Annotated in this window: 21 protein-coding genes; 19 read left to right on the top strand and 2 right to left on the bottom strand. The window is 46.4% G+C overall.

Going from position 1 to position 21314, the window contains the following annotated elements; translation table 11 throughout:
- The first annotated feature begins 303 nt into the window (after positions 1 to 303).
- The 14 genes from G475_RS0102095 to G475_RS27055 all read left to right on the top strand — a co-directional run bounded on the left by G475_RS0102095 (position 304) and on the right by G475_RS27055 (position 14966).
- A complete protein-coding gene (locus tag G475_RS0102095; RefSeq protein WP_026699839.1) occupies positions 304 to 2946 on the top strand; it encodes a valine--tRNA ligase in 2643 nt (880 codons plus the stop codon).
- A 27-nt stretch (positions 2947 to 2973) separates the two neighbouring features.
- Entirely contained in the window at positions 2974 to 4260 is a 1287-nt protein-coding gene (locus G475_RS0102100; RefSeq protein WP_026699840.1) for a bifunctional folylpolyglutamate synthase/dihydrofolate synthase, read from the top strand.
- Between the two features lie 633 nt (positions 4261 to 4893).
- Entirely contained in the window at positions 4894 to 5835 is a 942-nt protein-coding gene (locus G475_RS0102110; protein ID WP_026699841.1) for a DUF4179 domain-containing protein, read from the top strand.
- A gap of 229 nt (positions 5836 to 6064) precedes the next feature.
- On the top strand, positions 6065 to 6820 hold the full coding sequence (locus G475_RS0102115; RefSeq protein WP_026699842.1) for a prepilin peptidase: 756 nt from the start codon (positions 6065 to 6067) through the stop codon (positions 6818 to 6820).
- Positions 6821 to 7282: 462 nt separating this feature from the next.
- Entirely contained in the window at positions 7283 to 8239 is a 957-nt protein-coding gene (locus tag G475_RS0102120; RefSeq protein ID WP_026699843.1) for a hypothetical protein, read from the top strand.
- 114 nt (positions 8240 to 8353) lie between these two features.
- A complete protein-coding gene (locus G475_RS0102125) occupies positions 8354 to 8941 on the top strand; it encodes a Maf family protein (protein WP_026699844.1) in 588 nt (195 codons plus the stop codon).
- Positions 8942 to 8951: 10 nt separating this feature from the next.
- Entirely contained in the window at positions 8952 to 9644 is a 693-nt protein-coding gene (gene radC, locus G475_RS0102130; protein ID WP_035709998.1) for a RadC family protein, read from the top strand.
- 238 nt (positions 9645 to 9882) lie between these two features.
- Complete coding sequence (locus tag G475_RS0102135) at positions 9883 to 10926, top strand: rod shape-determining protein (protein ID WP_026699846.1); 1044 nt, start codon at positions 9883 to 9885, stop codon at positions 10924 to 10926.
- Between the two features lie 14 nt (positions 10927 to 10940).
- The gene (mreC, locus tag G475_RS0102140) at positions 10941 to 11879 is read left to right on the top strand and encodes a rod shape-determining protein MreC (protein WP_026699847.1); all 939 of its coding nucleotides are present in this window, start codon (positions 10941 to 10943) and stop codon (positions 11877 to 11879) included.
- The gene (gene mreD, locus G475_RS0102145; RefSeq protein ID WP_026699848.1) at positions 11876 to 12400 is read left to right on the top strand and encodes a rod shape-determining protein MreD; all 525 of its coding nucleotides are present in this window, start codon (positions 11876 to 11878) and stop codon (positions 12398 to 12400) included. Before mreC ends, mreD begins: the two co-directional genes overlap by 4 nt.
- Before the next feature lie 111 nt (positions 12401 to 12511).
- Positions 12512 to 13192 carry a septum site-determining protein MinC gene (minC, locus tag G475_RS24085; RefSeq protein ID WP_035710108.1) on the top strand — a complete coding sequence of 227 codons (681 nt, stop codon included), beginning with the start codon at positions 12512 to 12514 and terminating at the stop codon, positions 13190 to 13192.
- Between the two features lie 38 nt (positions 13193 to 13230).
- The gene (gene minD / locus G475_RS0102155; protein WP_026699849.1) at positions 13231 to 14028 is read left to right on the top strand and encodes a septum site-determining protein MinD; all 798 of its coding nucleotides are present in this window, start codon (positions 13231 to 13233) and stop codon (positions 14026 to 14028) included.
- Positions 14029 to 14230: 202 nt separating this feature from the next.
- The gene (locus G475_RS0102160; RefSeq protein WP_026699850.1) at positions 14231 to 14569 is read left to right on the top strand and encodes an ArsR/SmtB family transcription factor; all 339 of its coding nucleotides are present in this window, start codon (positions 14231 to 14233) and stop codon (positions 14567 to 14569) included.
- Between the two features lie 226 nt (positions 14570 to 14795).
- Positions 14796 to 14966, top strand: a complete 171-nt coding sequence (locus G475_RS27055; RefSeq protein ID WP_156911607.1) for a hypothetical protein — start codon at positions 14796 to 14798, stop codon at positions 14964 to 14966.
- Positions 14967 to 15040: 74 nt separating this feature from the next.
- On the opposite strand, the gene arsA is transcribed toward G475_RS27055, so the two are convergent.
- Both arsA and arsD read right to left on the bottom strand, forming a co-directional pair.
- Positions 15041 to 16792 (bottom strand): arsenical pump-driving ATPase, encoded by a 1752-nt coding sequence (gene arsA, locus G475_RS0102170; protein WP_026699851.1) that lies wholly within the window; start codon positions 16790 to 16792, stop codon positions 15041 to 15043.
- Positions 16793 to 16804: 12 nt separating this feature from the next.
- Positions 16805 to 17161 carry an arsenite efflux transporter metallochaperone ArsD gene (arsD, locus tag G475_RS0102175; RefSeq protein ID WP_026699852.1) on the bottom strand — a complete coding sequence of 119 codons (357 nt, stop codon included), beginning with the start codon at positions 17159 to 17161 and terminating at the stop codon, positions 16805 to 16807.
- Positions 17162 to 17270: 109 nt separating this feature from the next.
- On the opposite strand from arsD, the gene G475_RS0102180 reads away from it, so the two are divergent.
- The 5 genes from G475_RS0102180 (at position 17271) to G475_RS24090 (ending at position 21305) form a co-directional block, all read left to right on the top strand.
- Entirely contained in the window at positions 17271 to 17630 is a 360-nt protein-coding gene (locus tag G475_RS0102180; protein WP_026699853.1) for an ArsR/SmtB family transcription factor, read from the top strand.
- Between the two features lie 15 nt (positions 17631 to 17645).
- Positions 17646 to 18977 (top strand): arsenic transporter, encoded by a 1332-nt coding sequence (locus G475_RS0102185; protein ID WP_026699854.1) that lies wholly within the window; start codon positions 17646 to 17648, stop codon positions 18975 to 18977.
- A gap of 12 nt (positions 18978 to 18989) precedes the next feature.
- Entirely contained in the window at positions 18990 to 19400 is a 411-nt protein-coding gene (gene arsC / locus G475_RS0102190; protein WP_026699855.1) for an arsenate reductase (thioredoxin), read from the top strand.
- 266 nt (positions 19401 to 19666) lie between these two features.
- Complete coding sequence (locus tag G475_RS0102195; protein WP_026699856.1) at positions 19667 to 20458, top strand: M23 family metallopeptidase; 792 nt, start codon at positions 19667 to 19669, stop codon at positions 20456 to 20458.
- Positions 20451 to 21305, top strand: coding sequence for a site-2 protease family protein (locus G475_RS24090; RefSeq protein ID WP_051302094.1), 855 nt, complete (start codon positions 20451 to 20453; stop codon positions 21303 to 21305). Before G475_RS0102195 ends, G475_RS24090 begins: the two co-directional genes overlap by 8 nt.
- The last annotated feature ends 9 nt before the right edge of the window (positions 21306 to 21314 follow it).

Consider the following 21314-nt stretch of genomic DNA (forward strand, 5'->3'; position numbering starts at 1 on the left):
CCCCCCACCACATGGATACGCCGGACGAAGGAATGTATGGACACCCATCCAGTGATATATGGGAGGGTTAGCGACCATGTGCGATGTGGGTGATTACCAAGAGCACGGTCATATAATAATTTACCAACAAATTCCTGTTCGAGCAGTTGGAAGGAATCCAAACTGGTTCAAATTGTTATAAATAACAATATATGTGTCCGTGAGGTGGGAATGAATCTATCTGGTGATAATTGATAGGTTAGAAATTCGGAGAAAACAAGAACATGTGGAAGGATAATTAATTACAAAGAGGGAGGGAATCCTATGGCAGAACAGCATACAGATATGCCAACCAAGTATGATCCAAAAGACACGGAAACCAAATGGTATCCATATTGGACGAATGGAAAATTTTTTGAAGCGGAAGGAAAAGGAGAGAAGGAACCTTTTACGATTGTGATTCCACCCCCAAATGTCACCGGCCGTCTCCATCTCGGTCACGCATGGGATACGACACTCCAGGATATCATCTCCAGGCTGAAACGAATGCAGGGCTATGATATGCTCTGGCTTCCGGGGATGGATCATGCAGGTATTGCCACCCAGGCCAAAGTAGAAGGAAAACTAAAGGAAGAAGGGACCAGCCGCTATGAGCTGGGACGTGAAGGGTTTCTCGAAAAGGCGTGGGACTGGAAGGAAGAGTACGCCGATTTCATTAGGCAGCAATGGGCGAAGATGGGACTTTCCCTTGATTATTCACGTGAACGTTTTACGCTGGATGAAGGACTTTCCACGGCCGTCCGGGAAGTATTTGTCTCGCTCTACAATAAAGGATGGATTTACCGGGGACAGTACATTATTAACTGGGATCCCGATACACAAACCGCCCTTTCTGATATTGAGGTTGATTATAAAGAAGTACAGGGGCACTTTTACCATATGAAATATCCACTCAAAGACGGAAGTGGTCATATTGAAGTGGCGACCACCCGGCCGGAAACGATGCTCGGTGATACAGCCGTTGCAGTGCACCCAGAGGATGAACGCTACAATCATCTGATCGGGCGTACCGTAGTGCTTCCCATTGTTGGCCGTGAGATCGAGATTATCGCGGATGATTATGTCGATATGGAATTTGGCTCCGGCGCTGTGAAAATTACCCCGGCTCATGATCCAAATGACTTTGAAATGGGGAACCGGCATGATCTTGAACGGGTGCTGGTCATGGATGAAGCCGGCACGATGAATGAAAACGCCGGCAGATACAAGGGGCTTAATCGCTTTGAGTGCCGCACCCAGCTGGTGAAAGACCTGCAGGATGACGGTGTCCTTTTTGATATTGAAGAGCATACGCATTCGGTCGGCCATTCCGAACGAAGCGGGGCTGTTGTAGAACCGTACCTGTCGACGCAGTGGTTTGTAAAAATGAAACCTCTTGCCAAACAGGCCATTGCATTACAACACAAAGAGGACAAAGTCCATTTTGTTCCAGACCGGTTTGAAAAAACATATCTGCATTGGCTTGAAAATATTCGGGATTGGTGTATTTCCCGGCAGCTATGGTGGGGACATCGGATCCCGGCCTGGTATCACAAGGAAACCGGCGAAATGCATGTCGGCCATACGGCCCCGTCCAATCCGGAGGAATGGGAACAGGATGAGGATGTTCTCGATACGTGGTTCAGCTCTGCACTCTGGCCGTTTTCCACAATGGGCTGGCCAAATAAAGAAAATCCGGATTTTAAGCGGTTTTACCCGACAAATGTCCTTGTCACAGGTTATGACATTATCTTTTTCTGGGTGTCGCGGATGATATTTCAAGGGCTTGAATTTACCAATGAACGCCCGTTTAAAGACGTTCTCATCCACGGTCTTGTGCGGGATGCAGAAGGTCGTAAGATGAGTAAATCTCTCGGCAACGGCGTCGATCCAATGGATGTGATTGACCGCTACGGTGCGGATGCGCTCCGTTTCTTTCTTGCTACCGGCACTACCCCAGGCAATGATCTCCGGTTTCACTGGGAAAAGATTGAAGCCAACTGGAACTTTGCGAATAAAATCTGGAACGCTTCCCGCTTTGCGCTCATGAACATGAGCGGCCTACGCTATGAGGACATTTATATCGACGGGGAGAAAACCATCGCAGACCGCTGGATTCTGACCCGCCTCCAGGAAACAATCCGTGATGTCACAAGGCTGATGGATAATTATGAGTTCGGGGAAGTGGGGCGTCTCCTCTATAATTTCATCTGGGATGACGTTTGTGACTGGTATATTGAAATGGCCAAACTTCCGCTCTACGGGGACGATGAGGCAGCGAAGCAGAAGAGTCGTTCCGTGCTGGCTCATGTCCTCGAGCAGACCATGCGGCTCCTGCATCCGATTATGCCGTTTATTACCGAAGAAATCTGGCAGCATCTGCCCCATACAGGAGACTCCGTGACTGCTGCTTCTTGGCCGGAAGCTGATCGTACGCTGGAGGATGCAGAGTCGGTAGAAGATATGGAACTGCTGAAAAGTGTCATCCATGCTGTACGAAATACTCGCGCCGAAATGAATGTTATACCAAGCAAAGAAATTGATCTGCAGATTAAGCCGCAGACGGAGGCAGAACAATTACAGCTGGAACGGGGGCGGAGTTATCTTGAGAGATTCTGCAATCCGGGACAGCTTTCCATCGACTCTGCCCTGACTGCCCCGGAAAAATCGGTCTCCCATGTGCTCAGTGGCGCAGAACTGTACATGCCGCTTGCCGGGCTGATTGATCTACAGGAAGAAATCGCCAGGCTGGAAAAAGAGAAAGAAAAGCTGGACAAAGAAGTGGAACGTGTCCAGAAAAAGCTTTCCAATGAGGGATTTGTCCAGAAAGCGCCGGATCATGTGGTTCAGGAGGAAAGGGAAAAGGAAAAGGACTATCTGGAAAAACGCGAAAAAGTCACAGCCCGTATCCAGGAGCTGCAGACTTAATAGACAGAAAACGAGAGGGATGCTACGATGCAGACGTACGAAGAAGCACACGGCTGGCTCACAGAGCTTACGGCCTTCGGGGTCCGGCCGGGCCTGGACCGGGTGCGCATGATGCTCGAAGGAATTGGCAGCCCGGAGCGGCGGCTGAAAAGTATACATGTTGGAGGTACGAACGGGAAAGGCTCCACGGCAGCATTTTTGAAAGAACCGATGAAAGAAGCCGGACTCGTATGTGGAACCTTTACCTCACCATATGTCTATGAATTCAGGGAACGGATTGCTGTAAACGGAGAACCCATTTCGGAAGAGGATTTTCTAAAGAGTGCGCAGGCAGTAAGACCAATCGCCGAGAGCATTGCTAAAACACCGTTTGGTCCTCCTACGGAGTTTGAAGTGCTTACGGTTATTGCCGCCCACTACTTTGCTTCCACCGCATTTCCGGACCTGGTGATCTGGGAAGTCGGGCTTGGCGGCCGGTTGGATTCGACCAATGCGATGCATCCCATGATCAGTGTGATTACCAATGTGGGACACGATCATCAGGCGATCCTGGGAGATTCGATTGAAGAAATAGCACGTGAAAAAGCGGGCATTATTAAATCCGGCGTCCCAGTCATTACATGCGATACGAATCCTGAGGTACTCGCTATTCTAAAGGAAGCAGCGGAAGAAGCCCGGACACGGCTGTACCGTCTTGAGCACGAATTTCACGTCGTGGGAGCGGAGGCTCATGCCGCAGGTTGGACGTTTTCATTCCGATCGAACTTGAATCATATGGAAGATGTTACGATTTCGATGCTGGGGCGACATCAGACGAAAAATGCAGCTGCTGCTCTGATGGTATTTCGTTACTTGATGTTGTATTACACTCTTCCTGTAGAGGAAGAACATATTCGTGAAGGGCTTAAAAAGGCCAGCTGGATCGGGCGTCTCGATTATCGGGAGACCACCCCACCGCTCCTTTTGGACGGGGCCCACAATAAAGAAGGAATGGAGAGCCTGGCCGAGGCCCTGAAGGATCATTTTTCCGGACGGCCTCTCCATCTGATTGTCGGGATGACGAAGGAAAAAGATCCCGCCGTTCTGCTCGAACCGTTGAAATCTCTTCCGATTCAATCGGTGACAACAGTGAGTTTTGATTTCTTCCGGGCCGCAGAAGCAGAAGAAGTGGCGGAGAAAAGTCCAATCCCGGAGACACAGGCTCTGCCGGACTGGCAGGCTGCCTGGGAAAAAGTTCAGCAGGAGGCAGCCCCCGGGGATTTAGTGGTCGCCGCCGGATCTCTCTATTTTATATCTGAAGCAGCAAAAGATTAAAGACAAAAAGTTATACTCCCCGACAGGTGACAAATAGAAGAGGCCTGGAAGGGAGTATTTTATTGAACAATTCTGGAGTGAGGCTATTTAATTATAAAATTCGACTTTATACTTCAAACATGATTCTAGCAATATTTTTCCCCTCGTAATGAGCCATTGTACTTTTATTGGATACTGCATCACCTTCAAAGAAGGTAAATGTTAACTTATCTTCATTAAGGTCTTCTGTGTTTTCCGTATAGTTCACTTTAATACTAGTTTCGCTTAATTCAGTTTCCAAATACTTGTTTACGGCATCTAATCTTTCATATTTTTTTCTGTTTTTCCCTCTTTAAAAATGGTAATGGATGAAGGATCTTTGTTCATTGTCCGTTTGACAACCAGCTAGTACTACAACAAAAACACTAAAAAATAATTTGGCTTCATTTTCCCCTCCAAATAAATTTATTTAAGCCTATGTGTATATTTCTTTCAAAATATACATTTACTTCCACTTTTTTGTCGTTGGCCAGACGGTGTTTTTCTGAGAAGCCATAACAATCTCTGCCACCACAAGGAGACGAATGAATAATTATTTTTCACATGAAATATACTAGCAGTATCATCCATAATTCCCATATGGGAGGTAATAAAATGCAGGCCCGAAGACTGGTCCATTTATTATTCATACTTAGTATAATTCCCATTTGCTTTCACACTGATAATGTAGCATTTGGAGAAGAGGATCGTAGTAATGAAGAGGAGGATAATAAGGCATCTGAATTTCAATTAGATTCCATCATTCTTCAAGGGCCGTTTGATGGAATTTCTGCTGCTTATAACAATGGGTTAACTTCTACAATAAACCAATCCGTTACGGATAATGGGGTAACTTTAACCATAAACGACGTGTATTATTTCGGGAATGAAATCAGTTATTCATACTCTATAGAAACAAATAAATCAATAACTGCTGAAAAAGTAAAAACATACCCTCCAAATCTTGTTGGAAAACCAAAAATAAAAATGGATGGTAAAAGATATGATTATAGTGGCAGGAGTTGGAGTAAGGAAGTCTCAAAAGGAAAACACGTCGGTATTTATACCATGACACCTATGAAAACGCTGCCTACAGAAGGCAAACTTAATATAAAGTTTAACAAAGCAGCAAATTTTCAGGGTAACTGGACATTTAATTTCCCTATAAAAGAAGTACAAGGAGAGGACATTAAAATAGTAAAGACTGATATACCAGAAACCCGTGATGTTAAAATTACTTTTGCGAAGATGAATGCAGCTGAAATTGCAATGACGGCTGACGTTAAACGAGATATTAATGACGAAAACATGTTATTTGGTCTGTTAGACGAAAATGGAAATCTTCTTACCAAGTTACATTTTTTAGGTAGATCGGTTAATATTGATGAAAAAACGGCAAGTAAATATATATATAAATTTTCCGTCCCCCATGAAAATACAGAGAAGTTCACCCTTGCACCTGTTAAGGAAACAAAAACTGGCGACCAGCTGATAAATAAGGAGGAAAAAAACTCAAATATTTTTAAGAAAACTTCAAACATCCTGGGTCTATACTAAGCAAATAAAATAATATTGGTGAGTACAGTGTTTAGAAATTGATCTCTAAAAAACAAAGAGTCAAGGATAGAGCTTGAACAAAAGGTTTCCGAACGATTCTACTATGAATCGTTCGGAAATTTTGTGTCTTGTATGGTTTGTACTAGCATCTAATTTAACGAAACCCATTCTACCCGCTTTGTAAGCAATATGGTAAAATGGACGCAGCATGACGAAAAGAGGATAAAAGATGGAGTTCATTATTTTGGGATACATATTTATCACCGGGCTGGTGCTCGGTTCCTTTTTTAATGTCGTCGGGCTGCGAGTGCCGCAGGGAGAATCGATCCTGCATCCCCGTTCGCACTGTTCCTCCTGTGGTACGACCCTGCAGGCGGTTGATCTAATTCCTGTCGCTTCTTATATGTTTCTTGGCGGGCGGTGCCGGACGTGCCAAACCGGCATCCCCATTTTTTACCCGCTCATGGAAACTGTTACGGCCATTCTTTTTACAGCGGCCTGGTACTTCTGGGGGTTTTCCTGGGATACAGGGATGGCCTTGTTGATCCTGTCGCTTCTTGTTATTATTACGATCAGCGATAAGTCGGCGATGGTGATCCCCGATAAAATTCTCCTCACTTTTGCAGTGCCGATTGCTGTCTTGAGAATGACAGCGGCTCCGCTTGATCCGTGGTGGGATCCGTTCCTTGGAGCAGCGCTCGGCTTCGGTCTGCTGCTTATGATCGCGATTGTAAGCAAAGGCGGGATGGGCGGCGGAGACATTAAGCTGTTTGCTCTGCTCGGCTTCTTCTTCGGCTGGCAGCAGCTGCTGCTCGCTTTTTTTCTGTCTGTGTTTATCGGGGCGGTGATTGGCTGTGTCGGACTTGCTGCAGGTACAGTAAAGCGTGGAATACCAATGCCGTTCGGTCCATTTATCGCAGCAGGAAGTCTCCTGACACTATTTTTTGGCGAAACCCTGTTCCAATGGTACATCCGCTTTCTATAACTCTGCCGGCAGGTTAACATACCAATCTGAAGGAATACTGAAGGCCGCCGGGTGAAGGGGCTGCATTCTTATTGCTCTCCAAACCAGCGGTGGGCCCCATTAGCAGGAAGAAAAAGGGAGACCGTGTTCTCCAAAAGATTATGGAGAACACGAATAGATAGAAGGAGAAACCTGCTGTCCTCCAACCCTCCTATGACTCCCGCCAGCGAAAAAAATTCTCGTTGTCCCGTCCTCCACTATGTATACCCCACTCAGGCACCTCTATTTCATTGGCTTCGCTGCACTTCCGGCTGGAAGGACAGCTTCGCTCCGGAACCTCTTTTGGGGGGAGAAGCTCTAACACAATAAAATGGTTTCTTTGACAATCTTTTTAAGAGCGGGACGACAAGGGTCTCGTTCTTTTTCATATTTCTTATGCTAGGGTAGAAATCAATCCCAGCAGGATGGAAAGGAGACGATAGAATGAAAAAGGACGAGCCTCCTGTTTCCTTGAAGATTAATGGAGAGTATGTGGAAAAAAAGCCGTCTCCCGAAAAAGAAACCACAGCAGCCGAAGAGCTGCCCATCATAGACTGGAACGAACGAAGAGCGGCAGAGGAAGAAACGGCTGCAGTCAGAGAAGTGGATAATGAAAAAAAGCGGCCGGGACTCCCATTAAAAAATAACCGTAAAAAGAAAAAGCACTGGAGACCAAGAATGTCTTCTGAAAAAAAGGAGCCGTTTTCTCTTTATTTTATATCTATAACCGCAGGTGCCGCGGTATTAGGGCTGCTATTTGGGATTATGCTCCTCCAATTTGTTTCAGCCGGCGACTCACCGGCCGGAACGGAACCTGAAGAAGAGCCGCCGCCAATCACGGCGGATTTTAATGATTCCCTGACGGCTTATATTATTCAGGCCGGCGCTTTTACGAAAAAAGAAAAGGGGCTGGAAATGCAGACAGCGTTAACAGATCAGGGCTACCCTGGAATATTGACGTATGATGGGGAATATTATTATTTATTTTCCGGCATGCATTTCGATAAAAAAGCGTCGGAAAAACTGCTCCAGTATTACGAGGAGGAGGGGGTTGAAGTGTTTGAAAAAACAAGATATATCCCCGATCCGGAGGAGGGGCAGGAGCCCGCTCGTTTGAAGGAGAATCTTCTTGAGGTAAAGCAGCTGCTTAAGGAGACAGTAAAAGTGGCGGAAAACGAGAAGGAGGGAAGGGAGACGGCCGAAAAACTATCAACATTTCTTGGAAATACAGAGGAATGGGAAAAAGAGGCTTATGTACATCTGAAAGAGGGGCTGGAGCATCTGAAGGAAGAATGGCCGGAGAAGGAGGAAGCCTCAGCGGGATTTCAGGAAGCTGTGATGGAAGCAATTCTTTATTATGAAGAAGCAGTGTATGTCTATAACGGAGAAAACAGGGAATAGCGTAATGCCGGCTGCAGGAAAAATCTTCTTGTAGACCGGCCCCTTATTTGGTACACTTTTATCACCGCTGGTATAATGCGTATTAAAGACGTATTAGAAAGGTGGTCTCCCTTCATGCCTTCCCTTATCCTGGCATCGAAATCCCCAAGAAGAAAAGAACTGCTTGGTCAAGCAGGATACCGTTTTCAATCCCGCCCCAGCCGTGTTTCGGAGCAATTAAACGGTTTGCTTCGTCCCGAAGAGGCTGTGGAAGCCCTGGCTTCTCAAAAAGCAGAGGAAGTGTATTCCCGGCATTCGGACGGGGTTGTTTTAGGCGCGGATACGCTCATTGCCCATCAACATCAGATCCTTGGTAAACCAGGTTCAAAAGAGGAAGCAGAGGCTATGCTCGAAGCGCTGTCCGATCAAACCCACGAAGTATTTACCGGCGTTGCGCTTTATTCCCGCAGCGCGAACCATGTATTTCATGTTAAAACCGAAGTCACGTTTTATCCACTTGAAAGGTGGCAGCTTTCTTCCTACCTCTCCACTTCGGAACCGTATGATAAAGCGGGCGCCTATGGCATACAGGGACAGGGCTGCCTGTTTGTCGAATCAATTGCAGGTGATTATTACAATGTCATGGGGCTGCCTATTTCTCGTCTCAGCCGGGAACTTCAAGCCTTTCATATTTTTCCTTTCTATTCAACCAATTTTTCATAAAGGAGAGTGAATGTTGCCTCTATCCCCAACGACGATAAAAGACGTCCCTTTCTCTGAACGTCCCCGGGAAAAAATGGTGAAAATTGGAGCAGAACAATTGTCCAACCAAGAACTTCTCGCGATCCTGCTTCGCACCGGTACAAAAAATGAATCGGTCCTCCAGCTCTCCCAGCGTGTACTTTATGACTTTGATGGACTGCTTATGCTGAAAGAAGCAACAATGGAAGAACTTCAGAAAATAAAGGGAATCGGCCTGGCAAAAGCACTCGAATTACGGGCGGCCTTAGAATTGGGCCGGCGCATTTATACGTTCCAGGAAAATGAAAAGTATGTGATTCGTTCTCCCGAAGATGTTTCCCGTTATGTCATGGATGATATGCGCTTTTTAACGCAGGAACATTTTGTTATCCTCTGCCTGAACACAAAAAACCAGGTCATTCACAGGCAGACGTTGTTTATCGGCAGTTTAAACGCCAGTATAGTCCATCCCAGAGAGCTTTTTAAAGAAGCACTGCGACGCTCCGCAGCCTCTGTTATATGTCTTCACAACCACCCCTCCGGTGATCCTGCTCCCAGCCAGGAAGATATTGATGTCACCAAACGATTGATGGAAGGAGGTAAAATTCTGGGTATTGAGGTGCTGGACCATATTATTATAGGCGACCGGAAGTTCACCAGCCTGAAAGAAAAAGGCTGCATCTAGTGCCTATCGGCTCTTGCTGAATGCGCCTATTTCTTATAAACTATGTAAGTTGAGAATATTTAAAGAAACGGATGAAAATTGTGAAAGAAAATGGAAACTCTATGTTTTTCATTTTGTTTTCAGTATAATGAGATATGACAATGTTTTTCAGAAGAAAAGGAAGGAAACTATTGTTACGGCTTAAACAACCGGAACAATGAATGGATACAGTTTGTGAAGGATGAAGGGAGATACATAGATGTTTGGTGGTTTTTCAAAAGATCTGGGAATTGATTTAGGAACGGCGAACACGCTGGTTTATGTGAAAGGAAAAGGAGTTATTGTTCGTGAGCCTTCGGTCGTAGCTATGCGGACAGACACTAATACTATAGAAGCAGTCGGCAATGACGCAAAAAATATGATAGGCAGAACCCCGGGTAATATTGTCGCGGTCCGCCCGATGAAAGACGGGGTCATTGCCGACTTTGACACCACAGCCACAATGATGAAATATTTTATCCAGCAGGCACAGCGGACGCGGTCCATTTTTACCCGCAAACCGAATGTGATGGTCTGTGTTCCCTCAGGGATTACTGCTGTGGAAAAAAGAGCTGTGGAAGATGCCACCAAGCAGGCGGGAGCCCGCGAAGCTTATACGATTGAAGAGCCCTTCGCTTCCGCGATTGGTGCAGATCTGCCAGTCTGGGAGCCGACAGGAAGCATGATTGTGGATATCGGCGGAGGAACGACGGAAGTTGCGATTATTTCCCTGGGTGGTATAGTGACAAGCCAGTCGATCCGGGTAGCGGGAGATGAAATGGACGAATCCATCATTCAGTACATTAAGAAAACCTATAACCTCATGATTGGGGAGCGCACGGCTGAAACGTTAAAAATGGAAATAGGATCCGCCGGTAATCCGGAAGGAATCGAGAACCTTGATATCAGGGGCAGGGATCTTGTGTCCGGTCTGCCGAAGACGATTTCTGTTTCGGCGCAAGAGGTCTCCACTTCTCTTGCCGACACGGTGAATTCCATTGTGGAAACCGTGAAGAGTACGCTGGAAAGGACGCCGCCTGAACTTTCCGCCGATATTATGGACCGGGGGATAGTATTAACAGGCGGGGGAGCCATGCTCCGCAATATTGACAAAGTATTAAGTGAAGAAACCAATATGCCCGTATTAGTGGCCGAAGAACCGCTGGATTGTGTGGCGCTGGGCACAGGAAGGGCACTTGAGAATCTGCATCTTTTCCGGTCGAAGGCGGGGATAACCGCCAGATCCAGCCGGGAAACCTTGTAAAGTAGGTGTCCGGCATGCCTCACTTTTTTTCCAACAAACGTCTTATTTTATTAATGGTGAGCATCATCGTTCTCGTGGCGTTCATTGGTTTTTCCATGCGGGAAAGGGATTCCATAACCTGGCCGGAAAAATTTTTCCGGGATACGACCGGAGTGGTTCAATCTGTGTTCAGCCAGCCCGCTCATTGGACGGCGGGTTTCTTTGGGAATGTGGCGGATGTGGTTCATGTGTATGAAGAAAACCAACTGCTCAAGTCACGAATGGAAGAGTTTGCCTCGATGTCCGCCGAATTGGAAAGTGTAAAACAGGAAAATGAGACATTAAAAGAAATGATTGGCTCGGAAGAAAGTCTGAGTAATTATACAACAAGATCAGCTCTTGTCATTCACCGTACGCCCGACGGCTGGACAGAAATGATCGGCATTAATAAGGGGACGCAGAACGGGGTGGAAAAAGATATGGCAGTTGTTACTCCGGAAGGACTGATCGGAAAAGTGGACACTGCCTCTGAATTCACATCCACGGTGCAGCTGCTGTCTGACAGCAACCGTACAAACCGGGTTTCCGCGATGGTCGCGACAGAGAATGACCCCGTATACGCTTTTATAGAAGGCTGGGACGAAGAAAGAGAAGGGCTGATGCTTCGCAAAATCGAATCCGATGCGCAAATCGAAGAGGGACAGCAGGTCATGACGTCCGGGCTTGGCGGTATATTTCCACAGGGACTTGCCATAGGGGAAATTTCTTCACTGGAACCCGATGAATACGGGTTAACGTATAATGCTCTCGTCGAGCCGGCAGCAGATTATTATAATTTAGAACAAGTTAATGTGATAGAAAGAACGAGCGAAACATTGGATGAAAATATGGAACAACCTGAGGACGAAGAAGAGGAGGAAGAGGAACCGGTTGAAATTGGAGAGGATGACCTAGAAGAGGGAGGCAGCCCATGATTCGTTTTGCGCTTCCGTTTGTCATTTTTTTATTGTTTTTGATGGAAGGTACCTGGTTTCAAATTTTTGTTCCTCCTTCTCCGGAGCGCGATATTGTCCTTGTTCCGCGCTTGGTGCTCGTTGCAGTTGTGCTGACTTCCATCTATCGTGGAGCGGGCAGCGGTGTTCTTATCGGAGCAGGCTTTGGATTATTATATGACATTGTTTACACCGATTTAATTGGAATTTACATGTTCAGCATGGGATTCACTGCCTATCTCAGCTCCTTTACATATATGGCAGTGCGGACAAGCTACTGGTGGCAGTTTCTCATTATCATTGGAGCGATTTTTATATTAGAATGGCTGACGTATGGTCTCCATTATGTCATCGGGTATACTGATATGTTGTTTGAAGAATTTTTTATACTCAGGCTGCTTCCCTCCTGGGTATTGAATGGAACAGTGGCACTGTTGCTTCTGTATCCGTTTCAGCGTTTTTTTCAAAGACTGCGTGAATTGGAAGATTTGCAGCAGCGCTGAAAGAATATTACGGCATGCGGAAGGATTTAGTGACGGGAATATGGAAGTATAAATAATCGGTACGAGTGCGCATAAAGGAAGATAATGGCTTATGTTTCAGAGGTGAAGCAGATGAAAACAGGACCCTCAAAAAACCGGGTGACGATAAAGGGGACCAAAGAAGGTCTGACGATCATTATGGATGACCAATGTTCGTTTGAAGATCTAAAAGAGGAACTGCGTGAAAAAATAGCCAAGGATAAACAAGTCTTTGGCAACGGACCGGAAGTGGAAGTAACCGTGGACACGGGCTACCGTTATATCGGAGAACATCAGAAAGAAGTGCTTTCCGGATTGCTGAAAGATGCGGAATCTATTCGAATTAAAGAATTCCGATCAGAGGTTATCAGCCGTGAAGAAGCAAAAAGGCAGCGGGAAGAAGAAGGACTGACGCCGGTAACACAAATTATTCGGTCCGGCCAGGTCGTAAGCGTCCGCGGGGATGTTCTTTTACTGGGAGATGTAAATCCCGGCGGTGCGGTAGAAGCTACTGGCAATGTCTATATATTAGGAACATTGAAGGGGACCGCGCGGGCAGGGGTGGAAGGTGATTTGGAAGCCGTGGTCTGTGCATCCGTGATGGAACCCAATCAAATCTCCATTTCGGATGTAATGTTTTACGCCCCGGACCGCTATGAAAAAAAACAAAGCGGCCCATTGTTTGGAGAACCTGTTTTTGCTTACATAGCAACGCCGGAAAAAGAAATTTCATTTGAAAAAACCAGACTGCTGACTCAATTTCAAAAGCAGTAAAGGACATCTTGTGTTTATGTCTGGAAGGAGGAATTGCAGTGGGAGAGGCGATTGTTATTACATCCGGTAAAGGCGGAGTGGGGAAAACAACGACTTCAGCCAACATCGGTACGGCCCTGGCTCTGCAGGGAAAACATATATGTCTTATTGACACGGACATTGGACTTCGGAATCTGGACGTAGTCATGGGCCTGGAGAACCGGATCATATATGATCTTGTAGATGCAGCGGAAGGCAGGTGCCGTGTCCAGCAGGCTTTGATAAAAGATAAACGGTTTGACTGCCTGCATTTACTTCCGGCAGCGCAAACAAAAGATAAATCAGCGCTGCAGCCGGAACAAATGAAGCAGGTCGTGGAGGAATTAAAGCCGGATTACGATTATATTATCATCGACTGTCCTGCGGGTATCGAACAGGGTTATAAAAATGCGGTATCCGGAGCGGACCAGGCTGTCGTAGTCACAACGCCGGATACGTCTGCCGTCCGGGACGCAGACCGCATCATTGGATTGTTGGAACAGGAAGATCTGGCCGCCCCAAAGCTTATTATTAACCGGGTACGCAGTCATCTTTCCACCCAGGGGGATACGCTCGATGTTGATGATGTAGTGTCCACGCTTGCGATTGACCTGCTTGGAATGATTGTCGATGATGAAGAAGTGTTAAAAGCCGCTCATCAGGGAGAACCCATCGCGATGAATCCAAACAGCCGGGCCTCCATCGGCTATCGAAACATCGCAAGACGTATTCTGGGAGAATCAGTGCCGCTGATGTCGATTGATGAAAAAAAAGGGTTTTTTGCCAGGCTGAAAAGCATGCTTGGATTGAGAGCTTAAGACAGGACGCTGTTTTCTCAAATAAGAGGGAACAGCGTTTATTCTTGGCAGGAGAGAACGTATCGATTCGATCGTTCTTTGAAAATGATTAAACCATACACCGGGCCGATGGCGGTGCCATTTGCATAACGACTGTGTTTTCTTCTATACTTGTATTACATCAATTGTTGTTGATGAAAGGAGTATAGGGAGGAGGATATTGATGACAAAGGTAGACCGGGGTGCTATCCCGTTTTCCGAATATAAAAAGAAATTTAAAGCGCTCGCTGATGAGAAGCGATTGGAGATCATGCATGAACTATCCCGCCATGACAGTGTATGTGTTTGTGATTTAACAGATATCCTTGATCTTCCCCAGTCCAAGCTTTCCTACCATTTAAAAATACTTCTCGACGCAGACTTTATTACCAGGGAGGTCCGGGGAACGTGGAGCTATTATAAACTTCAGGAAGAGGCAGTGAACCATATTTTGTCGGAAGATTTGTGCTGTTTGTTTCGAAAGGAAAGTCGTCAGCCGGCTGTGGAGAGAAACAACAGCTAAAACAGAAAATTTACTTCCCTTCTGCACGTATGATATATTTTTCATAGAACCTTATAAACCATACAACCTTCTGATTTTCATTTCATATTCTTGTCACCACTACTCTATATCATCCTGCTGCCCATATTTTCCAAACTCCCTGAATATGTCTAAAAACAGAGACAAACCGTCATAATGACTAGTGAGAAAGAACGATTCCCTTATTAGATGAAAAAGGAGGGTAAATATGATGGCTGTGGACTATGACTATTTGTCCCCGGAAGAGAAAAGGAAAATTAACGACTTGGAGCAGAAGGTACAGCATGCTGAAAATGATAAAGCATTAAAACGTTATACGACCGAAATGACGTTGATATATGAAAAGGCCCGGGTACGCAAAGAAACGAGTCAGTCATAATAAGGTACAGGAAAACCTGCCGGAAATCCATTCCGACAGGTTTTTTCATTCACCTAAAACGCCGCTTTGTGCTTCTATTGGATAGGGGCCGCTGTTCCGGCAAAGGAAGGGGAATAGGGCTGCAGGCAGGTGCGGCCGGGATGAGCGGCTGTTACCTTTTCGATCCACCGGGCTTCCCGGGAAGCCCGGGCATGAAGTAATGGGTCTGTTACGGAGGCAGCCAGAAAACTATGATTAATAATCCACCAGGAGGAAAGGATCCCGGCGCGATGCAGCTCCTCTTCAAGCCTTCCTGCTTCCAAAACAGGGACAGCTTCCGGCAGCGTAACAATCCCAACAGCGGTCTCTGCCGGATTGCGCAAGCGCGGCAGCAGTTCTTTTACTTCCGGCGGCAGATCTCCACTGGCGCGCAGTACTTCCTGGTGGTACGACTCTGCAGCATCGAGCAGCAGCAGGGTATGACCGGTTGGGGCCGTATCAAGGACGACAAACTCCTGCTTGGCCCGGGCAGCCGTTGTGGCAAAAGCATAAAATACTGCAATTTCTTCGGTACATGGGGAGTCGAGGTCCTCTTTAAGATAGGCCAGACTCTCCTCGTCCAGTTCATTTCCTGTTCGGCATAAGACATCCTGTTTGTACCTTTCTGTTTCTGCTTTTGCGTCGATTCGGCTCACGGTCAGGTTTTCCGGTCGTTCTTCTCCGGTGAGCGCAAGACCGAGATGATCAGCCGGGTCCGTGGTGGTCAGGTGAACCGGGTATCCTCTTTTCGCAATATCAAGTGCAATGGCTGCCGCAGTCGTTGTCTTTCCAACCCCTCCTTTCCCCATCGTCATGATCAGACGCGTGTTGCTTTGAACCCAGTCTTCCACTGCTTTTGACACATCCGGCAGTTCTGGTGTGTTTCGATAGGGGGGACCGTCCCGGAAACTGTCCCCTTCTCCATGGAAAAAGGAGCGTAACCCGTCGACCCCTTCCAATGAATGGGAAAGCAGCGGGAGTTCGTAGGTGACGAGTTCATCCAGTACCTGCGGAAGCTTTTTCAGCGACTGCTGCTGGGATTTAATATAGGCAGATGCTGTCGGATCCTCACTAAAGTCCAGCGGATGAAGTCCGTTTATAACCAAATATTGGTTAGAAACATTGAGTTCCCGCAGTTCTTCTGAGGCCCGGCCGGCTTCATACAGAGAGGATGTTTCCGGTCTTGATACGAGAAACAGCGCTGTTTGAGCGGGATCAGCCAACACGTTCCTTGTTTTATGGTATAATGCTTCTTTTTCCTTGAGTCCGGCCATCGGCCCGAGACAGGATGCACCGTGAGTACTGGTTTCCAGAAATCCACTCCACGCGGCCGGCAGCTGAAGCAGGCGCAGGGTATGACCGGTAGGAGCTGTGTCAAAAACAATGTAATCAAACGTCTGCTGAAAAGTCTCCTCCCCAAGCAGAGCCGAGAACTCATCAAAGGCAGCAATTTCGACGGTACAAGCTCCAGAAAGCTGTTCTTCCATGCTTTGAATGGCAGCTTCAGGGAGTTTTCCGCGGTACGGACTAATCACTTTTTCCCGGTACGTGCGGGCTGCCTCCTCTGGATCGATGTTAAGAGCGGACAAGCCGTTTACACCGGGAACGGCTGTTATTTCACTGGAAAGCTCTGTTGAAAAAACGTCCTGTAGGTTGGAGGCTGGGTCCGTGCTGACGATAAGCACACGCTGTCCCTGATCGGCCAGCGCAACAGCAGAAGCAGCCGCAATTGAGGTTTTTCCGACGCCTCCCTTGCCGGTAAAAAATAAATGCTTCGTATCGGGCAGATGTTTTATTTGAAATTCCATTGGATTTCTCCTTTACCGAATCGAAATGTCCACCCGGGTTGGGTTCTTCTTTTTTTCGAGCTGATACTGTTCAATCCCGAGCCATTCACTTAATTCCCGCCGGTCAGGGTAAGCTCCCGTTTTCACGATCTCCCCGTCGAGCACAGACACAGGCAGAATGTCCGTGCCTTTTTCATCTATCAGACGAGAAACCCCTTCGTGCTCAACGAACGCACCGGGATCCTGGGCGAGGTTATAACGCTGAACCTCCATCTTCTGCTGCTGCAGCCGATGGATATCGGAAGCGATACGTATTAATTCTGGATCGGTGTCCGGGCCGCATACCCCGGTGGGACAGCAAAGCGCCGGGTCAAAAATTTCCAGTGTCATAGATGGGCCTCCTTAAAAAATAATAATATTAAGTTATTGACATATAATCATTTGCTTATATTATAATAAAACATAGCATCATACTTTTCAAGAGAGAGGGAGGGAGCAGATGAATACTATGAAAGACGTCCCGATTGACAAAGCGGCGCCTATTCTCAAGCTGCTTGGGGATAAGACAAGATTAACAATGGCAGCACTCTTGATGGAGGGGGAATGCTGTGTCTGTGAATTCACTGAAATTTTCAATATGAGTCAGCCGTCCATCAGTCAGCATCTCCGCAAACTGCGCGATGCCGGAGTGGTGTTGGAAACGCGGCGCGGCCAGTGGGTATTTTATTCTCTGAATACGGATAATGAACTATATCCGCTTGTGGAAAGTGTCCTGAACCAAATTCCATCCCAGAAAGAAAAATTGGAGGACCTTGAGAATAATGGTCATCGAGTTGTATGGTGTGATATTAAACGGTAAGGAGTTACGTTACAAATGAATGAAGTTCTTGTAGCAGTTTTGATTTTTTTGGTGACACTGGTACTTGTCATCTGGCAGCCGAAAGGGTTGTCGATTGGATGGTCTGCTGTGTTCGGCGCAGTTTTGGCACTGCTTGCCGGCGTGGTTTCTTTTCAGGATGTCGGCGATGTGACCAGCATCGTCTGGAACGCCACCCTGACGTTTGTGGCTATTATTATTATTTCTTTAATATTGGATGAAATCGGTTTTTTCGAATGGGCGGCTCTTCACATGGCCCGGATAGCAAATGGCAGCGGGTTGAAAATGTTTATTTATGTATCGGTACTCGGAGCGGTCGTAGCAGCATTGTTTGCCAATGACGGGGCGGCTCTTATTTTAACGCCGATTGTGCTGGCAATGGTGCGCGCGCTCCGATTTGAAGAAGCCATGGTACTGCCGTTTGTAATGGCAAGTGGCTTTATCGCTGATACCACAAGTCTTCCGTTTATTGTCAGTAACCTGGTTAATATCGTTTCGGCGGATTATTTTGGAATAGGATTCGCCGAATATGCCTCCCGAATGATCGTACCTAACTTGTTTGCGCTTATCGCGAGCATTATTGTCCTTTATTTGTACTTTCGAAAAAAAATCCCCAGATTTTATAACATGGAGGATCTGCGCCGCCCCGCGGATGCCATTCAGGACCATAAAATGTTCCGCCTGTCGTGGTATGTACTTGGGCTGCTGCTTATTGGTTATTTTGTCAGTGAATTTATTCCATGGACAAATCCGGTAACGGGAGAATCAGAAGCTTTTCCGGTATCCTTTATATCCGGCATCATTGCTGTTTTCTTTCTTTTTATGGCACGGCGCAGCAAAGCAGTAGAAACCGCGTCTGTGATGAAAGGAGCACCCTGGGAAATCGTCGTTTTTTCGATTGGAATGTATGTTGTTGTTTATGGGCTCCGCAATGTCGGTTTGACAAATGTTCTTGCTTCCGGATTGGAAGCAGCTGCGGATCAGGGTTTATTTACCGGTACCATGGTGACCGGTTTTGCCGCTGCCTTCTTGTCTTCAATCATGAATAATATGCCGACGGTAATGATTAATGCCCTTGCCATTGCAGATACGGAAACCGTGGGAACGCTGCGCGAAGCAATGATTTATGCAAATGTCATCGGCTCCGATCTTGGACCGAAAATTACACCGATTGGCTCGCTGGCCACCCTGCTCTGGCTCCATGTCCTTTGGACAAAAGGAGTCAAAATCAGCTGGGGCTACTACTTTAAAGTCGGAATCGTCATCACTATTCCAACGCTTTTTATTACCTTGGCCGGTCTTTACGTATGGCTGCTAATTATTGGATAAAGGAGAATGAACATGACAAAAACAATTTATTTTCTATGCACTGGTAATTCTTGCCGAAGTCAAATGGCAGAAGGATTCGGCAGAAAATACCTGTCAGACTGGAATGTGTATTCGGCTGGTATTGAGGCTCATGGTGTTAATCCAAAGGCTGTGCAAGCCATGAACGAAATTGGTATTGATATTTCCGGACATACGTCGGATCGAATCGATATGGATCTGCTTCATAATGCGGATATGGTTGTCACACTATGCGGCCATGCCAATGATGTCTGCCCGGCAGTACCTCCGCATGTTACACGCCAACATTGGGGTTTTGACGATCCTGCCCAGGCTGAAGGAAGCGAAGAAGAAAAATGGACGGTATTTCAACGGGTCCGTGACGAAATCGGCGAACGTATCCGCCATTTCGCTCAGAATCATTAATAAAAGAAGAAACGATGGCTGAGAAAATAAAAAATACTAACCACAAAAAGACGAATCTTGGACGACTTTCCCAAGATCGTTTTATATATGTAAGTTCTTTTTCTCAGGCATGGATATCGGCGTCTCCCTCCCTCCCTTCCTTTCGTCCGTCCCGTCTTTCTTTTCTTTTAATATTTTAGGAAACAATATAATATCTTCGATTTTCCCTCATATAATGACCGCAGAAGGAATAGTGATACAAGCTGTCAAAGAGAAGGGGGAGCGGGATGGATAAACGAATACAAAAAGTGCGTAAGCAGGTGAACCATAAACGAAGAAAGCGGGAGTTGATGAGAGAGCGGGGGGAGTCTTACAGTTTTTATCCACATCATAGTGATGTTCCTTATCATGAGCCTGAATTTTACAAATGGCAGGAGCAGGAACCACAGGTAAAGGAGTCTGCTTCGGACAAGCAGAAAGGGGTCTGGGTGCTCCAAAGCTTTTTAGCAGCTATTGCTTTTCTGGTTATTGGGATTCTTTTTCAATCCACTCATCCAGCGTTTGAAGGAGCAAAACGTTTTGTAGAGTCTTCCTTCCAAGAGGAATTTCCGTTTGCGATGGCCACAGCATGGTACGAGGAACGATTCGGCAGCCCGTTGGCGTTTCTGCCGTTTGAAAATGATCTGGAGGAGAGACCGCCCCAGGAAACAGTGAATCAGGAAACAGAGCCGGTTGCCGTTCCTGTCTCCGGTACGGTGGCGGAAAGTTTTTCGGAAAACGGAAAGGGGATTGTTTTGGAAACGGGAAATAACAGTGAAATCGAAGCTGTCAACGGAGGAGTGGTAGTTCACACGGGTCCCCACGAAGAGTGGGATCTCGCTGTAGCTGTACAACACTATGACGGGGGAGAAGCGTGGTATGGCATGCTCGATAATGTAGACGTAAAGCTTTATGATCATGTATCGAGCGGAACTGTGCTGGGTAGAGTGAATACAGAAGAAGAAAGCGGACGTTATTCCTTAGCGATAAAAGAAGACGAGGAATACATTGATCCCATGGATGTGATTTCCCTTGATTAAACAGCTGCGTCTGCTTCACATTCATCCGTTATTCTGGGTGATGGCAGGAACGGCTGTTTTTACTGGTTTTTTCTATGAAATTATGCTTTTGTTCCTTATTATACTGCTGCATGAACTTGGACATGCCGCTGCTGCCCTGCATTATCAATGGCGGGTCAAACAAATTGCTTTGCTTCCATTTGGAGGAATGATGGAAACAGAAGAACACGGAAACCGGCCGGTGCGTGAGGAAGTGATGGTGACCATAGCCGGGCCCCTGGTTCATCTCCCATTGATTGCTCTTTCGTTTTTGATGCTCGATACCTCTTTTTGGAATCATGCTGATCATTCTTTATTTTTGCATTACAATATAACAATTTTTTGTTTTAATCTGCTGCCGGTCTGGCCGCTGGATGGCGGGAAATTATTGTTTTGTCTGCTGTCAGCACGGCTTCCATTTTACAAGGCCCAAAAAAGGATGTGGTTTATCTCCTGTACCGTTCTTATCACAGCCGTCGCTGGTCTATGTCTTTATCTTCCATTTCATGTTCAGGCATGGTTGATTGTTTTGTTTTTTATTGTTCTTCATTATACGGAGTGGAAACAACACCCCTATAGTTTTTTTCGATTTTTAATGAATAAAACAGCGAACCCCCTCCAGCCCGCCCCCTACCTTAAAAAAAGTATATCCTGGCATAACCGCCCGGTGGATGCAGCCAAATGGATAGGCAGACATGGAACGACGTCTTTTTTCATTATAGAAAATGGACAAACTCTGCCGGAATCTTATATCCTTGAAACAATCACAGAAAAACGATTAGGCATGAAACCATTAAAAGAACTGCTTTCCCATCACGGAAAGGATTAAATCAAAGAG

It is taken from the genome of Salibacterium aidingense DSM 18341 (genome assembly GCF_000429685.1).
GTDB lineage: Bacteria > Bacillota > Bacilli > Bacillales > Marinococcaceae > Salibacterium > Salibacterium aidingense.